17 protein-coding genes and 1 tRNA gene are annotated in these 18664 nt (G+C 39.1%); 10 read left to right on the top strand and 8 right to left on the bottom strand.

Going from position 1 to position 18664, the window contains the following annotated elements:
• The first annotated feature begins 97 nt into the window (after positions 1–97).
• Complete coding sequence (odhB, locus tag MWU84_RS11620; RefSeq protein ID WP_246901648.1) at positions 98–1321, top strand: 2-oxoglutarate dehydrogenase complex dihydrolipoyllysine-residue succinyltransferase; 1224 nt, start codon at positions 98–100, stop codon at positions 1319–1321.
• A gap of 716 nt (positions 1322–2037) precedes the next feature.
• Here odhB and MWU84_RS11615 read toward each other — a convergent pair.
• The gene (locus tag MWU84_RS11615) at positions 2038–2478 is read right to left on the bottom strand and encodes a retropepsin-like aspartic protease (protein WP_246901647.1); all 441 of its coding nucleotides are present in this window, start codon (positions 2476–2478) and stop codon (positions 2038–2040) included.
• Between the two features lie 38 nt (positions 2479–2516).
• Between MWU84_RS11615 and MWU84_RS11610 the strand changes: the two genes are divergently transcribed.
• From MWU84_RS11610 to MWU84_RS11575, 8 genes are all read left to right on the top strand, one after another.
• Positions 2517–3284 (top strand): TatD family hydrolase, encoded by a 768-nt coding sequence (locus MWU84_RS11610; RefSeq protein ID WP_246901646.1) that lies wholly within the window; start codon positions 2517–2519, stop codon positions 3282–3284.
• Between the two features lie 95 nt (positions 3285–3379).
• The gene (locus MWU84_RS11605) at positions 3380–4426 is read left to right on the top strand and encodes an asparaginase (RefSeq protein ID WP_281502548.1); all 1047 of its coding nucleotides are present in this window, start codon (positions 3380–3382) and stop codon (positions 4424–4426) included.
• A 66-nt stretch (positions 4427–4492) separates the two neighbouring features.
• Positions 4493–4580 (top strand) — tRNA-Ser (locus tag MWU84_RS11600).
• Positions 4581–4659: 79 nt separating this feature from the next.
• The gene (locus tag MWU84_RS11595) at positions 4660–5409 is read left to right on the top strand and encodes a MotA/TolQ/ExbB proton channel family protein (RefSeq protein ID WP_031442360.1); all 750 of its coding nucleotides are present in this window, start codon (positions 4660–4662) and stop codon (positions 5407–5409) included.
• Positions 5410–5435: 26 nt separating this feature from the next.
• Positions 5436–5879, top strand: a complete 444-nt coding sequence (locus tag MWU84_RS11590) for a hypothetical protein (RefSeq protein WP_246901645.1) — start codon at positions 5436–5438, stop codon at positions 5877–5879.
• A 14-nt stretch (positions 5880–5893) separates the two neighbouring features.
• Positions 5894–6514 (top strand): biopolymer transporter ExbD, encoded by a 621-nt coding sequence (locus MWU84_RS11585; RefSeq protein ID WP_246901644.1) that lies wholly within the window; start codon positions 5894–5896, stop codon positions 6512–6514.
• Between the two features lie 25 nt (positions 6515–6539).
• A complete protein-coding gene (locus MWU84_RS11580; protein WP_246901643.1) occupies positions 6540–7022 on the top strand; it encodes a biopolymer transporter ExbD in 483 nt (160 codons plus the stop codon).
• An 88-nt stretch (positions 7023–7110) separates the two neighbouring features.
• Entirely contained in the window at positions 7111–7803 is a 693-nt protein-coding gene (locus MWU84_RS11575) for a porin family protein (RefSeq protein ID WP_246901642.1), read from the top strand.
• Here MWU84_RS11575 and MWU84_RS11570 read toward each other — a convergent pair.
• The 6 genes from MWU84_RS11570 to pyrH form a co-directional block, all read right to left on the bottom strand.
• Positions 7798–8403 carry a hypothetical protein gene (locus MWU84_RS11570; protein ID WP_246901641.1) on the bottom strand — a complete coding sequence of 202 codons (606 nt, stop codon included), beginning with the start codon at positions 8401–8403 and terminating at the stop codon, positions 7798–7800. The genes MWU84_RS11575 and MWU84_RS11570 overlap by 6 nt on opposite strands.
• A complete protein-coding gene (gene rpoN, locus MWU84_RS11565; protein WP_246901640.1) occupies positions 8403–9860 on the bottom strand; it encodes an RNA polymerase factor sigma-54 in 1458 nt (485 codons plus the stop codon). The genes MWU84_RS11570 and rpoN overlap by 1 nt, the downstream gene beginning before the upstream one ends.
• 40 nt (positions 9861–9900) lie before the next feature.
• Positions 9901–11334 (bottom strand): asparagine--tRNA ligase, encoded by a 1434-nt coding sequence (asnS, locus tag MWU84_RS11560; protein WP_246901639.1) that lies wholly within the window; start codon positions 11332–11334, stop codon positions 9901–9903.
• A 105-nt stretch (positions 11335–11439) separates the two neighbouring features.
• Complete coding sequence (locus MWU84_RS11555; protein WP_246901638.1) at positions 11440–13839, bottom strand: MMPL family transporter; 2400 nt, start codon at positions 13837–13839, stop codon at positions 11440–11442.
• Positions 13840–14142: 303 nt separating this feature from the next.
• Positions 14143–14697: a ribosome recycling factor gene (frr, locus tag MWU84_RS11550; RefSeq protein WP_246901637.1), complete on the bottom strand. Its 555-nt coding sequence runs from the start codon at positions 14695–14697 to the stop codon at positions 14143–14145.
• Positions 14698–14738: 41 nt separating this feature from the next.
• Complete coding sequence (gene pyrH / locus MWU84_RS11545) at positions 14739–15446, bottom strand: UMP kinase (RefSeq protein ID WP_246901636.1); 708 nt, start codon at positions 15444–15446, stop codon at positions 14739–14741.
• 241 nt (positions 15447–15687) lie between these two features.
• Here pyrH and MWU84_RS11540 point away from each other — a divergent pair, with 241 nt between their 5' ends.
• Positions 15688–17580 carry a peptidase M61 gene (locus MWU84_RS11540; RefSeq protein WP_246901635.1) on the top strand — a complete coding sequence of 631 codons (1893 nt, stop codon included), beginning with the start codon at positions 15688–15690 and terminating at the stop codon, positions 17578–17580.
• A 199-nt stretch (positions 17581–17779) separates the two neighbouring features.
• Here MWU84_RS11540 and tsf read toward each other — a convergent pair whose 3' ends face one another.
• A complete protein-coding gene (tsf, locus tag MWU84_RS11535) occupies positions 17780–18604 on the bottom strand; it encodes a translation elongation factor Ts (RefSeq protein ID WP_246901634.1) in 825 nt (274 codons plus the stop codon).
• Positions 18605–18664 lie beyond the last annotated feature (60 nt).

The following is an 18664-nucleotide window of genomic DNA, read 5'->3' as shown; positions in this document are numbered from 1 at the left end:
TTTATAGCTAAAAGTATCAAAATGTTCAAAAAGGAAAATTTTTAGAGATTAAAATTAAAAACGAGTTTAGACAAAACACAAATTAAAATTATAAAACATGATTTTAGAAATGAAAGTCCCTTCTCCAGGGGAATCCATTACCGAGGTAGAGATAGCAGAATGGCTGGTGAGCGATGGTGATTACGTGGAGAAAGATCAAGCAATAGCGGAAGTGGATTCGGACAAGGCTACATTGGAATTGCCAGCAGAGGAAAGTGGCATTATAACCTTAAAGGCTGAGGTGGGGGATGCTGTTGCCGTAGGTGCGGTAGTGTGTCTGATAGATACTAGTGCTTCCAAACCGGAAGGGACTTCCAAGAGTGAAGATAAGCCAGTGGAGAAGAAACCTGAAGTTAAGGAAGTAGCGGAACAGAAAACCGAGGCCAAGCCAGAAAAAACTTCCTATGCCTCCGGGTCGGCATCTCCAGCCGCTAAGAAAATTCTTGCCGAGAAGGATTTGGATGCATCAAGCATAAAAGGCACTGGAAAAGACGGGCGGATTACCAAGGAAGATGCTGTTAAAGCGGTTCCTTCAATGGGTACTCCCACAGGGGGGTCCAGAGGGGAAAGTAGGACCAAATTGTCTATGTTGCGGCGTAAGGTGGCAGAGCGTTTGGTGGCTGCCAAGAATGAAACAGCAATGTTGACCACTTTCAACGAAGTGGATATGTCGGCTATTTTTGCCTTGAGAAGCCAATACAAGGAAGAATTTAAGGAAAAGCACAATGTTGGCTTAGGATTTATGTCCTTTTTTACAAAGTCCGTGATCAGGGCGTTGCAAATGTATCCTTCCGTTAATTCAATGATAGATGGCAAAGAAATGATTTCTTACGATTTCTGTGATATCAGTATAGCGGTTTCCGGACCAAAAGGTCTTATGGTGCCCGTGATACGTAATGCGGAAAATTTATCCTTCAGAGGTGTGGAATCTGAAGTAAAAAGGTTGGCTATAAGAGCTCGTGAAGGTGAGATTACTGTAGATGAGATGACCGGGGGAACCTTTACCATTACCAATGGAGGGGTTTTTGGCTCCATGTTGTCCACTCCAATAATCAATCCACCACAAAGTGCAATTTTGGGAATGCACAACATTGTAGAGAGACCCATTGCTCGTGATGGTGCCATAGCCATTGCACCTATAATGTATGTTGCCCTGTCCTATGATCACCGTATTATTGACGGTAAGGAGTCTGTAGGTTTCCTAGTGGCAGTTAAGGAGGCTTTGGAGAGTCCAGAAGAATTGTTGATGGACAACAACGTTAAAAAAGCGTTGGAGCTGTAATATAGCACCCAAGGGGCAGGGCCCCGCATGTATTGGAATACAAATAAAATTGACCTGTCAGGTTTTAAAAACGTGGCAGGTCTTATTTTTTGTTTTGTTGATGGTTTTCATTGTTTTTTATCTGTTGTCATGAACCTCTGATTTAGTTTATTGAGTTTTACTTGTTATTTCAAGGTATTCGCGAACCTAGCTCGCCGGCAGGCGGGAGAAAGGACCCTTCTTCACTATGTGTTCCCTAAAATCTCGGAATTTTAAGGATCGATGCCATGGCCTAAATTATTTCCAAGGCTTCAATAATTCTTAACGGCCATGACATCTGCACTACGGAAGAATACAGACCCAACAACAGGCTTTTCAGGTAATGTTCGATCATATTCTGGAAAGGACAATGATTTATCGACACCTTGTAAGTTGACGGAACAAAGGAACGGCCTATTTTTATTTTGGTAGTATATCAAGGGGTTTTTACACTGGGCACAGGAAGGCGTCCATAGAGCATTTCGCCCAAGACCTTAGCTGGCTCCTTAAAACCAAGGTACTCTGTGCCTTAGTTTTTCGACCCTGGTTGTTTTTTGCTCGTCGACTGGTCTATTGATTTTTAATTGTATTCATGAATGCTGCGCATTTGGGCGATGCAAAAAATGAACAGAACACGAATACTGGGTTAGCTTATGCTATCTTTTTCGGATTGACACACAACATTTGGAATTAGTCCCTTATTGTTTTAGGTAAAGCCTGGTTTTTTTATAATCGATGATGGCCCTTCCCTTTTTTAATATATCCGCCCCAATAATGCCATCAACGGGCATGGCTTGATGGGAGGTCAAAGCTTGATTTACATGAACAAGGTCGAACAGGACAATTTTTTGTTTCTTTTTAAACCATTTTCCTATTTCTATAAGGTTCTTGGTGGAAAGTTTGGTGAACATTTCCGTAGCTCCTGCCCCAGCCGCCTTAATTTTGGAATCTTTTGAATTCAATTTGAAGAATTCTATTTTGTCCAGACCAATGCAGGTGTTGGATGCCCCGGTATCCAATATAAACCTTCCTTTTACCCCATTTATGGTGGCAGAGACTTCAAAATGGTTCGTCGCCGTCAACACTAGGGGGATGGCTATATATTTTTTGTTATGAAGAAAAGCTTTAAGGCTGGGCATATGTATTTTTTTGTCAAAGATAATCCTATTTTTGTTCTATGATATTAACAGATACACATACCCATTTATATAGTGAAGCTTTTGATGAGGATCGTAATAAGGTCGTAGAGAGAGCGATGGCCTTGGGAGTAAAGCGCTTTTTTATTCCTGCAATAGATTCGTCATATACCAATGCTATGCTCGATTTGGAAAAAACCTACCCCGAGAATATATTTCTTATGACAGGGCTGCATCCAACACATGTAAAAGACAACTATAGGGATGAGTTGGCCCATGTGGAAGAGATGTTGGCTTCACGGAGATTTTACGCAGTAGGGGAGACCGGCATCGATTTGTATTGGGATAAAACCTTTTTAAAGGAGCAGCAGATTGCCTTTAAACAGCAAATACAATGGGCTAAAAAGTATGCTTATCCGGTAGTGATCCATTGTAGGGAAGGTTTTGATGAAATATTCCAAATTCTGGAGGAGGAAAAAAGCGATGGACTTTATGGTATTTTTCATTGTTTTACGGGAACTTTTGAGCAGGCACAGAAGGCAATTTCCTATAATATGAAGTTGGGTATTGGCGGAGTACTTACCTTTAAAAATGGTAAAATCGATACTTTTTTGGGAGAAATAGACCTGAAACACGTGGTGATGGAAACAGATTCTCCCTATTTGGCGCCTGTTCCTTTTCGGGGAAAGCGGAACGAAAGTGCTTATTTGGTAAACATTCTGGAAAAAATGTCCTACGTATATAATAGGGACAAGGAAGAAATTGCAGCAATTACAACCGCTAATTCCAAACAAGTTTTTGGAATTTAAAGCGGAATCCAAATTATTTTTTGCCTTTGGGTGAAACTGCGAAATTGAGTTGGGATTGAGCTCTCATTTTTTTTATACACCAATAAATATTGAAATTGAAAAACAGAACTTCTACGGTCAAAGAAAATAAAATTCTCCTTATTTACACAGGAGGGACCATAGGTATGGTCAAGGATTACAATACCGGGGCATTAAAGGCCTTTAATTTTAAAAAATTGATCAAAAATATCCCGGAGTTAAGTCAATTGGATTGCAGTATAGATAGTATTTCCTTTGATATTCCTATAGATTCATCCAATATGAATGTTGGAAATTGGGTAAATATAGCTTCTATAATTGAAGAACATTATGATTCCCATGACGGATTTGTGGTACTTCATGGAAGCGATACTATGAGCTATACGGCCTCGGCTTTGAGCTATATGCTGGAGAACTTGCGGAAGCCGGTCATATTTACCGGTTCCCAATTGCCTATTGGTGATTTACGGACCGATGCCAAGGAGAATTTAATTACCTCTATACAGATAGCTGCCCTTCGTGAAGATAACGAGCCTGTGATCCAAGAGGTAGGGCTGTATTTTGAATATAAATTGTATAGGGCAAATAGAACCACCAAGATCAATGCAGAGCATTTTGAGGCTTTTGCCTCCTTGAATTATCCTGCTTTAATAGAATCTGGGGTGCATTTAAAAATAAACAGGGAGTATTTGTTTAGGGCAAATTCAACTAAAAGGCTAAAAGTCCATAAGGTTATGGATCAAAATGTGGTCATTTTAAAATTATTTCCTGGTTTTAACCAAACAGTCTTGCATAGCATCTTAAATTCACCTAACTTAAAGGCAGTGGTTTTAGAAACTTATGGCTCTGGTAATGCTCCAACGGACGAATGGTTTACTTTGGAGTTGAAAAAAGCTATGGACAGGGAAATTTTTATTATAAATGTAACACAATGTTCAGGGGGAAGTGTTCTTATGGGGCACTATGAAACAAGTAAGCACCTAGAAAAACTACAAGTAATTAATGGTAAGGATATTACAACTGAAGCGGCAATTACCAAGTTAATGTATTTACTTGGAAATAATATTTCCCCTAAGTTGTTCAAAACCATATATGAAACATCTCTCAGGGGTGAAATGCAATAAAAATAACAGTCTAAATTTCTTTAACTAATATTTTTTTTGTTATTTGGCTGCCCAATAACTATAACTAGAGAGGTGGCCGAGTGGTCGAAGGCGCACGCCTGGAAAGTGTGTATACCCCACAAGGGTATCGAGGGTTCGAATCCCTTCCTCTCTGCTGTTAAGTTTTAATTTTTATATTGCGAAAATTTTTTATCTTTAACCCTATTAACTAACTAAATTTAAGTTTGAAAGAAATGAAAAGATTATTCTCTATCCTAGCAACAGCTGGGTTATTTGTGGCAGGTACAAATACAGTAAGTGCGAAAGTTGTTGCAGCAGCAGCTATTTTGCAAGATGCGGCTCCAGCAGCTGAAAAAGGTTTTACCCAAGTGCTTAAAGAGCAATTTATACAGGGTGGTGCCGGATTTATGGGTATTGTTCTTTTATGTTTGATTCTTGGTCTAGCCGTAGCAATTGAAAGAATTATTTATTTAAATCTTGCTACGACCAATACTACAAAATTAAAGCAACAAGTAGAGGATGCTTTGGCTTCAGGAGGTATTGAAGCCGCTAAAGAGGTTTGTAGAAATACAAAAGGGCCAGTTGCCTCCATCTACTATCAAGGTTTGGAAAGAGCTGGAGATAGCATTGAGTCTGCAGAGAAGGCAGTTGTAGCCTACGGAGGTGTGCAAATGGGTCAATTAGAGAAAAACGTTTCCTGGTTGTCCTTGTTTATCGCGGTAGCTCCGATGCTTGGATTTATGGGTACGGTAATCGGTATGATTCAGGCCTTCCAGAAAATTGCAGCGGTTGGTAACTTGAGTGCCTCCCTTATTGCAGGTGATATCCAGGTGGCATTATTGACAACGGTATTCGGTCTTATTACTGCGATTATCCTTCAAATTTTCTACAATTATATCATTGCAAAGATTGATAGTATTGTTAATGATATGGAAGATTCATCAATCACATTGATTGATATGTTGGCAGATCACAAAAAATAAGTTGGACACTAAATACTTAAAGTATCATGCATAAAATAGTTAAAATAATATTAGTTGTACTCGGAGTGATTGGGGCCATACTGTGGTTTCAGCTTCCAAGTGCAGACGTTCCCGCAACGGAAGCCATAAATAACGGGTCTATGAACTTTATGTTCATTATCACCTACTTATTGTTGGGGATTGCGATAGCGGCCTCGGTTCTTTTTGGATTGATTAATTTATTGACATCCAAAGGAGCCTTAAAGAAAACCCTAATTGGTGTGGGTGGTCTTTTAGTTGTCGTTGTTATCTCTTATGCCTTGGCAAATGGAACCGACGTTAATTTGGATGAAATGGCCAAAAAAGGAGTGCCTACAACAGAAAGTACGGTAAAAACGATAGGTATGGGATTAAATGTATTTTTCATCCTTACATTAATAGCTGTAGCTTCCATGTTGTGGTCTGGAGTTAAGAAAATGATTAGTAAATAATTAAATAAAATATTATGCCAAAAAGAGGAGCACCACCAGAGGTAAATGCAGGTTCTATGGCAGACATAGCGTTCTTATTGCTTATCTTTTTTCTAGTGACTACCACTATTGAGACAGATGCAGGTTTGGATCGTATGTTGCCACCAATTGAGCCGCCCGATACCGATGTAATTATTAAGCAAAAGAATATTTTTGAGGTCAGTATTAACCGTGATGGACAATTATTGGCTGACGAAGAATTAACAAACATCAAGGATTTAAGGGCTAAGGCCATTGCTTTTTTAGACAATGGTGGTGCTCCTTCAGGAAGCCCTGATTTTTGTAATTATTGTAAAGGGAAGAGGGATGCAAGCTCATCCGATAACCCTTCCAAGGCCATTATATCACTGAAGAACGATAGGGAAACCAAGTACGGTACCTATATTACGGTTCAGAACGAATTGGTTGGAGCTTATAACGATCTTAGAAATAGAGAAGCCCAGCGTTTGTTTAAGAAAGACTTTACGGATATGGAAGCCGAATATCTTAATCCAGAAACGCCGGACAATGTTCGTGATGAGTTAAAGGAAAAGGTGAAGAGGATTCAGGATTTGTTTCCGCAGAAGCTTTCAGAGGCTGAAACATCCTCAAACTAAATATAGAAGATAAAAACAAGATACTATGTCAAAATTTAATAAGAAAAAAGATGCTTCCTTACCAGCGGTGAATACAGCATCATTGCCAGATATCGTTTTTATGCTTTTGTTCTTCTTTATGACGGTTACGGTAATGAAAGATAGTTCCCTAAAGGTTGAGAACGTTCTTCCCAATGCTTCAGAAATTAAAAAGCTGGAGAAGAAGGATAGGGTAATCTACATTTATGTTGGAAAACCAACCCGTGAATATGAAAAAACTTTTGGTACCGAATCCAAAATTCAGTTGAACGATAAGTTTGCTGATGCCTCCGAAGTTGGAGATTATATTTTGATGGAAAGGGCCAAAAAGCCTCAAGAATTACAAAATGTGTTGACAACCGCACTTAAGGTGGACAAGGAAGCCAATATGGGTATTATTTCCGATATTAAACAAGAACTTAGAAAAGTAAATGCCCTGAAAGTAAATTATACCACCTATGAAGGTGATGCTTTCAGGAACTTGCAATAGTTAGTAAAAGGATAAGAGAATTTAAAGCGCTTCAAATGCATATTTTGAAGCGTTTTTTTTGTGTTTAATTAATTACCTTTAGTGGGCTATGAGGTGTTCTTTTATTTTGACAATACTTTTGTTATCCGTGACTTTTGTTAGTGGGCAAGTTTTGGATACCAAGAATGATGTGGATAGGAAATATTTGGAAGATCAGTTTTATTTTGGACTCACCTATAATTTTGCTACGCAACTTCCCCCTGATGTTTCCCAAAGAAACCTGTCATATGGTTTACAGGGTGGTTTTATAAAAGATATTCCGATAAGTTATGATAGGACCATGGGCATCGGTATTGGTCTAGGCTATGGTATAAACTCCTACTATACAAATTTGTTGGCTTCACAGCAAGGAACAGAATTGGAATATACGGTGTTGGATAGTGATGCCGATTTTAAGAGAAATAAAATTGCTACACATGTAGTTGAGCTGCCCTTTCAGTTTAGATGGCGTAATTCTACCCCAGAGGAGTATAAATTTTGGAGGATATATACAGGTGTAAAAATTGGTTATGTCTTTGATGGAAGGTCCAAATACGTTTCAAGTACAGAGAAAATAGTCTTTGTCAACAATGATATAAGGGACTTTCAATATGGTCTAACCTTAAACGTCGGCTACAATACCTTCAATATTCATATTTATTACGCGCTAAGTTCGCTATTTAATGACGGGGTAATGGGGCAATCCGGAGACCTTGTAGAGTTTAAGCCACTGAAGGTGGGGCTTATTTTCTATATTTTATAACCAGAATTTAATGGTAAATAATTGGGTGAATAGGCCAATGGCAAAACCAATAAGTACTTCAGCTTTATTATGGGCGTTCAAATAAAGCCTGGAGGTGGCTGCTAGGCCACAAAGTAATGTTACGATACTTATGGCAATGGTAACGTTGATCTCAAAGTGAATACTAAGGTTTATTAAGTACATCAGCAGGCTTCCCATGCCCAACATGTGCATACTGCATTTAAAGTTTAGAAACAGCAATACAAGAGCACTGAATAAGCCCGCTATCAGGCCTAGAAAATAGTAATGCAGCTCTATGGTAAAGTTATTGGGAATTACTTTGAACAAAACCATTATAAGCAGTCCTAAGCTTATATAAAGAGGATATTTCCGTTCTTGTAGATTGGGCATGAATATGGAGCTTACAATGCCCAAGTTCCGCAAGATCAGGTAAAATATAATAGGTATGATTATGGTGAGTATAAATATGGGCAATATATTGCCACTCTGCACCTCTAACGGACTGTATTTGGGCGTAATTAGGAAATAAGCTATAGTGCCTGCAAATGGGATAAAAAGCGGGTGTAGAAGGTAAGATGTGATCTTTAGGAATAGTCGCATTAAATCTGTTTTCTCAACCTGGCTACCGGGATATCCAATTGTTCCCTGTACTTTGCTACCGTACGCCTGGCAATAGGATACCCTTTTTCTTTAAGAATAGCCGCCAATTTATCGTCCGTTAACGGTTTTTTCTTGGTTTCCTCTCCAATAACAGTTTCCAATATTTTTTTTATTTCTTTGGTAGATACATCTTCTCCTTGATCATTTTTCATGGATTCGGAGAAGTAATCCTTTATCAATTTGGTGCCATAGGGGGTATCAACATATTTGCTGTTGGCCACCCTGGATACGGTAGAGACGTCCATACCGATACCATCGGCTATATCCTTTAGGATCATAGGTCTCAGTTTCCGTTCATCCCCGGTCAGAAAGTATTCTTTTTGATATTCCATGATTTCGTTCATGGTAATATAAAGGGTCTGCTGACGTTGTCTTATGGCGTCAATAAACCATTTTGCGGCATCCAATTTTTGCTTGATGAACATTACGGTGTCCTTTTGGGACTTTGACTTTTCCTTGGAGTTTTTGTACCCGGCCAACATGTTGTTGTACTCGCGTGAAACGTGAAGCTCTGGTGCATTTCTTCCATTTAGGGTAAGCTCCAATTCCCCGTCTACAATTCGAATGGAAAAATCGGGGACAACGTGTTCAACAATTCTATTATTACCGGAATATGAACCTCCCGGTTTGGGATTCAAGCGTTCAATTTCGGTAATGGCATCTTTTAACTGCTCTTCTGTTATATTGTGTTTTTGAATAAGCTTTTGATAGTGCTTTTTGGTAAACTGTTCGAAGGATTTCTCCAATAAGGTAATTGCCAGTTCTATACTTGGAGTAACTTCCTTCCTTTTTAATTGTATAAGAAGGCATTCTTCCAGTGTTCTGGCGGCCACACCGGCAGGATCGAGATCCTGAACTATATGCAATACTTTTTCAATGGTCTTTTCGTCCGTATAGATATTTTGGGTAAAGGCCAGATCGTCCATTATATCTGAAAGAGGTCTTCTTATATATCCACTCTCATCTACGCTCCCCACCAGGAATTCTGCAATGGACCATTCCTCGTCCGTTAAGTATACCGTATTTAATTGATTTATGAGGTATTGATTAAAGGAAATCCCTGCTGCATAGGGAACACTTTTTTCCTCATCATCGGCACTGTAATTATTGGCTTGTGTGCGATAATCCGGAATCTCGTCATCACTTAAATAATCATCTATATTGATGTCTTCCGCATTAATGTTTTCACTATCGGTTTCATTGTCATATAGATCATCAAATTCATCCTGTTGGGTCTCCCCTTCTTCCTTTCCAGTTTCCAGGGCAGGGTTTTCCTCCAATTCTTGTTTTAGTCGCTGTTCAAACGCTTGCGTAGGCAATTGAATCAACTTCATCAACTGTATTTGTTGTGGAGATAATTTCTGCGATAATTTAAACTGTAGGTGTTGTTTCAGCATAAATAATGGTAATCCGTCCTATAAAGTTAAAGAATAATGATTAGAATTCAGCATTTTGTGGCGTTCTTGGAAAAGGTATAACATCTCTGATATTACCCATTCCTGTTGCAAACAATACCAATCGCTCAAAACCGAGTCCAAAACCGCTGTGTACGGCAGTTCCAAATTTTCTAAGATCCAAATACCACCAAAGTTCCTCCTCATCAATACCCAAAGCCTTGATCTTCTCCATTAAGATGTCCAATCGCTCCTCACGTTGTGATCCACCTACAATTTCGCCGATTCCAGGGAATAGGATGTCCATGGCCCTTACTGTTTTGCCATCCTCATTCAAACGCATGTAAAATGCCTTTATTTTTGCTGGATAATCAAAAAGTATCACTGGGCATTTAAAATGTTTTTCCACCAAAAAGCGCTCGTGCTCACTTTGTAGGTCTGCTCCCCATTCATCTATAAGATATTTAAATTGCTTCTTTTTGTTGGGCTTGCTGTTTCTAAGAATGTCTATAGCTTCGGTATAGGTTACGCGTTTAAATGTATTGTCCGAAACAAACTTTAATTTTTCGATCAACGGCATCTCACTTCGCTCGGCCTGGGGCTTACTCTTTTCTTCATCCAATAATCGTTGTTCCAAGAATTGAAGATCCTCCAAACAGTTTTCCAAAGCATAATTGATTACATCCTTAATGAAGTCTTCGGCCAAATCCATATTGGCATCCAAATCATTAAAGGCTACCTCGGGCTCTATCATCCAAAATTCGGCCAAATGTCTTGATGTGTTGGAGTTCTCGGCCCTGAAAGTAGGTCCAAAGGTATAAACCTTGCCCAGTCCCATAGCGTAGGTTTCCGCTTCCAACTGTCCAGACACCGTTAAATTGGTTTCTTTTCCAAAAAAATCTTCCTTGTAGTCTATTTCCCCGTCGTCAGTTAATGGCGGTTTTTTATTGTCCAAGGTAGATACCCTAAACATTTCTCCAGCTCCTTCCGCATCCGATCCGGTAATTATCGGGGTATGGACGTAATAGAATCCGTTTTTTTGAAAATACTGATGAACGGCAAACGAAAGTGCGGATCGTACGCGCATGATAGCCGCAAAGGTATTTGTTCTTACACGGAGATGAGCCTTCTCCCTTAAAAACTCCAAGGAGTGCTTTTTGGGTTGAATAGGGTAGGCCTCTGGGTCTGCACCTCCATGAACTATAATATCCTTAACCTGTATCTCAACAGACTGACCCTTTCCTTGGCTTTCTACCAAGGTGCCACTTATTTTAAGTGCTGCCCCGGTATTAATTTGCCTTAGTAAATTTTTATCAAATTCCTCAAAATCTACTACGCATTGTATATTGTTTATAGTCGATCCATCGTTTAAAGCAATAAATCTATTGCTCCTATAGGTTTTTACCCAACCGTTAACAATGACTTCTTGGTGTAAATGTTCGGGAGATAGTAGCTCTTTTACGCTAAATGTATTCATTTGGATTCCTTGTAAATTAAGTGGCAAAGATAGCCTTTTTGCAAAAATATAAATTGGGTATATATCTGTATATACCAGGTGAAAAATATTTCAATAAATGGACTGTTATTCTTTGTCCGTGATGTTTAATTCTTCCTTTGGAAGGATGTCTATTTGCGGTTCTTTCAATACCTGTTTGTTGGCAATGCTTCTCTCCAGTGAAAGAAGTAATGACGGTAATAGGATAAGGTTGGCCAGCATTGCAAATAATAAGGTGGCCGAAACCAATGCGCCCAAAGCAACGGTTCCTCCAAAACTTGAAATTATAAAGACCGAAAAACCAAAAAACAGGACAATGGAGGTATAGAACATACTAACCCCTGTTTCCCTAAGGGCAGCGTAGACCGATTTTTTTATTCTCCAATGGTTACTTATCAACTCCTGTCGGTACTTGGCCAAAAAGTGTATGGTGTCGTCCACCGAAATTCCGAAAGCAATACTAAATACCAAAATAGTGGAAGGCTTTATAGGTACTCCTACAAACCCCATGACTCCGGCTGTAATTACAAGAGGTAATAAATTGGGAATCAGTGAGATAACTATCATTCTAAAAGATCGGAAAAGATAGGCCATAAAGAGGGCAATAAGGCCTATGGCCAAAGCAAGGGACATTATAAGGTTTTTTACCAGATATTTGGTCCCCTTTAAAAACAGTAGGGCGCTGCCGGTCATGATAACCTTATATCTGTCCGCAGGAAATATTTTATCAATATTTTCTTTTAGTTTAGCCTCAATGGTTTCCATTCGGGATGTTTTTACATCCTTCATGTAAGTGGTCATCCGGGCTACCTGCCCAGTGCTATCTACAAAACTGCTGAGTAGGTTGCCGTTGTCTGCAGATTTGCGGGCCACATCCATAATAAAAGTATTTTCTTGTGAGGTGGGCAGCTGATAATATTTGGGTATACCGCTATAAAAGGCTTGTTTGGAATATTTTACCAGGTCTACCACCGAAACTGATCTGGAAAGTTCGGGAATTTCATTTATTACCGTGCCTAATTCATCCATTTTCCTTAAGGTGGAAGGTTTTAAGACCCCTTTGGGCCTTTCCGTATCTACCACAATTTCTACGGGCATTATTCCGTCAAACTCCCGTTCAAAAAACCGTATGTCCTGAAAAAATTCGGCCTTTTTTGGCATGTCCTCTATAGGGCTTCCTGAAATGTCTATTTGATAAATGCCAATAATACTTGCTACCAAAAGAGCTATGGATACTACATAAACCGTAATCCTTCTGTCTCTTACAATTCTTTCCATCCAGCTTACAAAAGTTTCGATCCACTTGGTATTTAAGTGTTTCAAATGCTTGTGTTTTGGAAGGGACATAAAGCTATAGATAATCGGAATTATCAAAAGGGAAAGCACAAATATTCCTATAATATTTATTGAGGCAACAATACCGAACTCTTTAAGTAGTTTGCTATCGGTAATTATGAATGTGGCAAAACCAGAGGCGGTGGTAACGTTGGTCATTAAGGTGGCATTGCCAATTTTAGAGATGACCCGTTGCAGAGACAAAGCCTGATTTCCGTGCTTTTTTACTTCCTGTTGGTATTTGTTGATGAGGAAGATACAATTTGGGATACCAATAACAATTATTAATGGTGGAATGAGGGCCGTTAGTACCGTAATTTCATATTGTAATAGGCCCAAGATTCCGAAAGCCCACATAACCCCTACAATTACAACGAACATGGAAATAATGGTGGCCCTAAAACTTCTGAAAAAGAAAAAGAAGATCAAGGAAGTAACCCCTAGGGCCGCAAGTATAAATTTTCCAATTTCATCTATGATATTCTGGGAGTTCATAGTCCTTATGTAGGGCATGCCCGAAATATGGACATCGAGACCAGTTTCTTTTTCAAAATTTTTGACCAAAGTGGAGAGGTCTTCCAAAATAAAGTCCTTGCGTACAGAAGTATTAACAATATCCTTGTCCAAATAAATAACACTGCGTATGGTATGTGTTTTTTTATTGTAGATAAGGTTATCGTAAAAGGGAAGGTCGTTAAAAAGATGATTGGTTAGACTGTCTACCTCCTTTTTGGTTTTTGGGGTTTGTTTTATAAAAGGCTGCATAACAAATTCTTGTTTTACAGTATCTTTTACGAGTTCTTGTAAATTGTCCGTAGACAATACAAAGTCTACTTCAGGGAAGGCCCCAAGTTGCTTACTTAGCTTGTTCCAGCGATTGAATTTTTTAGGGGTAAATAAGGAACTGTCTTTTACAGCCAAGACAACGACATTGCCTTCTTCCCCAAATTGTTTTAGAAAGGAAAGATATTCCAGATTTACAGGATGGTGGTCAGGTAAGAGGTTGGCCTGTGAATTGGAAAACCTCATTTTGTCCCATTGCATGGACATAAAAACGGTCATAATGGCGATTAGGACTAGAATTATAATTCTGTTCCTAAGTATTATCCTTGCTATTTTTGCCCAAAATCCTCGCGTTAACTTTGCAACCATCTAGTGAAACGTCTTATTTCAGAATACCTTTTTTGGCATTTGACCATAAAAAAAACCAGTAAACCGATATGATTTAAAAAGGTTCTTTGGATTCTAAAATTATTCGAGCGCAAAGGTATAGAATGATTGTTATTGTTCCTAGGATGCAGGGGCTAAATAGTAGGGTTTATAGGAACGAATTTGATCTGTCGTACAAGTTGGGGCCGATAGGCTTATAATATGAAGTTTACTTAGCTAAATGGTAAGAGGAAATTAAAAGAGCGACCACTAGGTCGCTCTTTTAATTTCAGTACTGTAAGGATGTTATACCTTCATGATTTCTGCTTCCTTGGCTTCAAGGAAGGCGTCGATCTTTTTTATGTATTTATCTGTGAGTGTCTGTACATCGGCCTCTGCGTTTTTTTGCAAATCTTCGGATACTTCAAGACCCCTAATTTCTTTATTTGCTTCCTGGCGTGCATTACGGACGCCGATCTTGGCATCTTCAGCTTCAGCCTTGGCCTGTTTTACCAAATCCCTTCTTCTTTCTTCCGTTAGGGGAGGTACGTTGATAATTACAAAATCCCCGTTGTTCATAGGATTAAATCCAAGATTGGCGTTCATTATGGCTTTTTCTATTTCATGAAGCATGTTCTTTTCCCATGGTTGAACGGACAGGGTCCTTGCGTCAGGAGTGTTGACATTTGCAACTTGGGACAATGGGGTGGGGGAGCCGTAATATTCCACCATTACACTGGATAGCATTACCGGACTTGCCTTTCCGGCCCTTATTTTTAAGAACATTTTTTCAAGGTGCGCTATGGCGCTGTCCATCCCTTCTTTGGTAGTGTCCAGTATAAATTTAATTTCTTCGTTCATATGCTATTTTTTTATTTCATTTAACACAAATAGTGCCAAAACTATAGATTTACGACTGTTCCTATATTTTCTCCGGAAATCAACTTCATAAGGTTTCCCTTTTTGTTCATGTCAAAAACAACTATCGGCAATTCGTTTTCCTGGCTTAGGGTAAAGGCAGTGGTATCCATAACTTTAAGACCTTTTGTCAAGACATCTTTAAAGGTTATAGTGTCAAATTTGGTAGCTGTTTTGTCCTTTTCCGGATCGGAGGTATAAATACCGTCCACTCGGGTCCCTTTTAAAATTACATCGGCTTCAATTTCTATGGCCCTTAATACGGCAGCCGAATCTGTGGTGAAATATGGATTTCCAGTGCCTCCTCCAAATATAACTACCCTACCTTTTTCCAAATGGCGCATGGCGCGTCTTCTAATAAAAGGTTCGGCTACCTCATTTATTTTTATGGCAGATTGTAGCCTGGTCTGCACTCCTTGTAATTCCAAGGCACTTTGTAGTGCCAATCCGTTTATCACAGTGGCCAACATCCCCATATGGTCTGCTTGTACCCTATCCATTCCATTACTGGCTCCTGCCAATCCCCTGAAAATATTGCCGCCACCGATCACAATAGCAACTTCTATACCTTTGTCAACAACTTCTTTGATCTCCTCTGCGTACTCTGATAGACGCTGTGCGTCTATGCCGTACTGCTTAGTGCCCATAAGGGCTTCTCCACTGAGTTTTAAAAGTATTCTTTTGTATTGCATTGTGATGTTATTAATTTCAAGCAAAAATAATCAAAAATATTTATGAAGCGGCTTGGCTTGGACGATTCGTCTAACCTTAATTATTTCATAATGGATAATGGAAGGTAGATTTATTTTTATAATCTTGCGTCAATTATTGTAGTTCCCTTAATTTACAATGGAAAAATTTCCATTTCCTTTTTTTTACAGTTACTTGGAGTTTGACTGTTTGGGGGAAAACGATAAACAAAATCGATAGATAATGACAAATAGATTAGGGTTGTTCAAAAATTCATGGTTTTTAGGGGTGGCAATTTTGATACTCCAAGGGTGTGGTTCAACAAAGACGTTGGTGTCGGCGGATAAGGCTACCGTTATTGCAAAAATTGATTTAATCAATGTTGTAGAGGATAAAGTAAATGTAGTTTTGGATCCTGGTGCCTTTGCCAGGGATACAGTTTCCTTTTTTATACCCAAGACAGTACCTGGCACCTATAGCGATGATAATTATGGAAAGTATATAGAGCAATTCAAAGCCCTTGATTACAAGGGAGGGGAGTTAAAAGTAGAAAAGTTGGATGATAATACATGGAGGATTGTCAACGCCAAGGATTTGGATAAAATTGATTATTGGGTGAACGATACCTATGATACCGAAATGGAAATCGAAGAACAAGTGTTTTCCCCGGCCGGTACCAATATTCTGCAGGGCAAGAATTATATGCTGAACCTCCATGGTTTTGTGGGTTATTTTGAAGGAATGGAGGAAATTCCCTATTCCTTGGAAATTACAGCTCCAGATGGCTTGGAGCCAGTGACCTCTTTGGTGAAGGGAATTCAGGATATAAATGCTCCGGAAACGGATGTTTTCGTGGCACAACGTTACTTTGAGGTGATAGATAATCCTATAATGTATTCAAAACCCAGTACAGAAACATTTCAAGTTAGTGATATTAAGGTGACCTTAAGTGTCTATTCTCCCAATGGTCATTTTACTGCAGCCAGTTTAAAGGAGGGTATGGAGAAAATGATGCGGGGTCAGAAAGCATTTTTGGGAGATATCAATAGTACCAAGCATTACACTATTATCCTCTATCTTTCCAATATGGATGATAACGATGCTACAGGATTTGGGGCATTGGAGCATCATACTTCTACAGTAGTAGTAATGCCTGAACAAATATCGAAAGAGCGTTTGGAAGAAGCTATTTTTGACACGGTAGCCCATGAGTTTTTTCATATCGTTACTCCTTTGACCATTCATTCACGGGAAATACAATTTTTTGATTTTAATGACCCTAAAATGTCCATGCATCTGTGGATGTATGAAGGTACTACAGAATACTTTGCCAACCTATTTCAAATTCAACAGGGTATAATTACTGAGGAAGATTTTTATAAACGGCTAATGGAGAAAGTCGAGAGATCTACAACCTATGATGACGGAATGTCCTTTACTGTAATGAGCGCGAATATTTTGGAGGAACCTTACAAGGAAAATTATGCCAACGTTTATGAAAAGGGCGCCTTGATCAATATGGCTTTGGATATTAGACTCAGGGAATTAAGTGGAGGGGCAAAGGGTGTTTTATGGCTGATGAAGGAGCTTTCCAAAAAATACGGGGATTCCAAGCCTTTTGAAGATGATGGGTTGATTGCTGAAATCGTTGCTTTAACGTATCCGGAAATAAGGGAATTCTTTGAAACCCATGTAATTGGGGATACACCCATAAACTATGATAGGTATTGGCAAAAAGTGGGGCTGGTTACAACGAAGCAGGAGCAGTCTACCGGTTATTTTTTTGATGGTGAGATACCTTATATAGATGTTGATCCCTCAAATGACAATGCCATTTTTGTAAGGGAAGGAATTCAATTGAACAGCTTTTTCAATAGTTTAGGGGCTAAAGGGGGTGATATAATTAAGAGTGTTGATGGAAAAATGACCAACCTGGTAAATATACGATTGCTTATAGGGCAGAGCATAAATTGGGATGCCGACAAGGAAATTGTTATGGTAGTGCAAAGAGGGAATGAGGAGATTACCTTGACCGGGAAAGTTGGGATTCCTACTTTGGAGGTTGTTCAGCTGGTTCCTGAGGAAGGGGCTACCGAACATCAGATCAAACTACGTGAGGCCTGGTTGAAAGGATGATTAATTCTTAAGAGACCAAGTTGTACGGTATTATTTGGCGATTGGTTTACGGTATGCCCTAGGTGGGGTGGGGTTAAGGAATTAGGAAGGATTTCTTGTTCTGGATTCAGTCGTACAAATTTTAAGATCAAAACTATAGGGTATAAAAAAAGCGCCATTACAACATAATGGCGCTTTTTTTATGTTTAGTGCTTATGGATTATCCTAAAGCAACTCTTTTAAATCCGGTTACTTCCAATTTGGAATCAACAGATTTTACGTATTGTGCAACGCTTTGTTTGCTGTCCTTGATAAAATCTTGGTTCACCAAAGTATTGTCTTTGAAGAAACGTTTCAATTTACCTTTAGAAATGTTATCCAACATGGCTTCTGGCTTTCCTTCTTGACGTAATTGATCTTTGGCGATTTCGATTTCCTTATCGATAATCGACTGATCAACTCCTTCTTCGTTCAAAGCAACTGGGTTCATGGCGGCTGCCTGCATGGCAACATCCTTAGCGGCAACGTCTGCACCATCAACAGCGGCAGAAAGTCCTACTAAAGTAGCTATTTTGTTTCCAGCATGAATGTAAGAGCCAACAAATGGAGCAGAAAGTTTGCTGAATCCACCTATTTCAATTTTCTCACCAATAACACCTGTTTGTTCTGTAAGTTTATCCTGTACAGAGTTTCCTTTGTAATCGGCATTCAAGAAATCTTCTTTGGTGTCGAAATTTAAGGCTAGGTCTGCCAATTCGTTCGCCAAAGCAACAAAAGTGTCGTTTTTTGCAACGAAATCGGTTTCACAGTTCAAAGAGATGATAACTCCAGTAGTGTTGTCTGCATTTACCTTGGCAATAGCAGCCCCTTCGGAAGAATCCCTATCGGCTCTCTTAGCAGCAACTTTTTGTCCTTTTTTACGCAAGATTTCAATTGCCAAATCAAAATCCCCTTCAGCTTCCACTAGGGCATTTTTGCAATCCATCATGCCAGCACCAGTTGTTTGTCTTAATTTGTTTACCTCAGCGGCGGTAATTTTAGCCATTTTATTTTGTTTTAATTTTCACCTAAATATAAGATTGTAATGTAATCCTATTCTAGGTTA

This window comes from Arenibacter sp. F20364 (genome assembly GCF_023015905.1).
Taxonomy (GTDB): domain Bacteria; phylum Bacteroidota; class Bacteroidia; order Flavobacteriales; family Flavobacteriaceae; genus Arenibacter.
This window is presented reverse-complemented; position numbering and strand designations above follow the sequence as displayed.

Bases quoted from the DNA above. Each gene is read 5' to 3' on its own strand.
- odhB (WP_246901648.1), top strand. From the start codon at position 98: ATGATTTTAGAAATGAAAGTCCCTTCTCCAGGGGAATCCATTACCGAG.
- MWU84_RS11615 (WP_246901647.1), bottom strand. From the start codon at position 2,478: ATGCCCAGCCTTAAAGCTTTTCTTCATAACAAAAAATATATAGCCATC.
- MWU84_RS11610 (WP_246901646.1), top strand. From the start codon at position 2,517: ATGATATTAACAGATACACATACCCATTTATATAGTGAAGCTTTTGAT.
- MWU84_RS11595 (WP_031442360.1), top strand. From the start codon at position 4,660: ATGAAAAGATTATTCTCTATCCTAGCAACAGCTGGGTTATTTGTGGCA.
- MWU84_RS11590 (WP_246901645.1), top strand. From the start codon at position 5,436: ATGCATAAAATAGTTAAAATAATATTAGTTGTACTCGGAGTGATTGGG.
- MWU84_RS11585 (WP_246901644.1), top strand. From the start codon at position 5,894: ATGCCAAAAAGAGGAGCACCACCAGAGGTAAATGCAGGTTCTATGGCA.
- MWU84_RS11580 (WP_246901643.1), top strand. From the start codon at position 6,540: ATGTCAAAATTTAATAAGAAAAAAGATGCTTCCTTACCAGCGGTGAAT.
- MWU84_RS11575 (WP_246901642.1), top strand. From the start codon at position 7,111: ATGAGGTGTTCTTTTATTTTGACAATACTTTTGTTATCCGTGACTTTT.
- MWU84_RS11570 (WP_246901641.1), bottom strand. From the start codon at position 8,403: ATGCGACTATTCCTAAAGATCACATCTTACCTTCTACACCCGCTTTTT.
- rpoN (WP_246901640.1), bottom strand. From the start codon at position 9,860: ATGCTGAAACAACACCTACAGTTTAAATTATCGCAGAAATTATCTCCA.
- asnS (WP_246901639.1), bottom strand. From the start codon at position 11,334: ATGAATACATTTAGCGTAAAAGAGCTACTATCTCCCGAACATTTACAC.
- MWU84_RS11555 (WP_246901638.1), bottom strand. From the start codon at position 13,839: ATGGTTGCAAAGTTAACGCGAGGATTTTGGGCAAAAATAGCAAGGATA.
- frr (WP_246901637.1), bottom strand. From the start codon at position 14,697: ATGAACGAAGAAATTAAATTTATACTGGACACTACCAAAGAAGGGATG.
- pyrH (WP_246901636.1), bottom strand. From the start codon at position 15,446: ATGCAATACAAAAGAATACTTTTAAAACTCAGTGGAGAAGCCCTTATG.
- MWU84_RS11540 (WP_246901635.1), top strand. From the start codon at position 15,688: ATGACAAATAGATTAGGGTTGTTCAAAAATTCATGGTTTTTAGGGGTG.
- tsf (WP_246901634.1), bottom strand. From the start codon at position 18,604: ATGGCTAAAATTACCGCCGCTGAGGTAAACAAATTAAGACAAACAACT.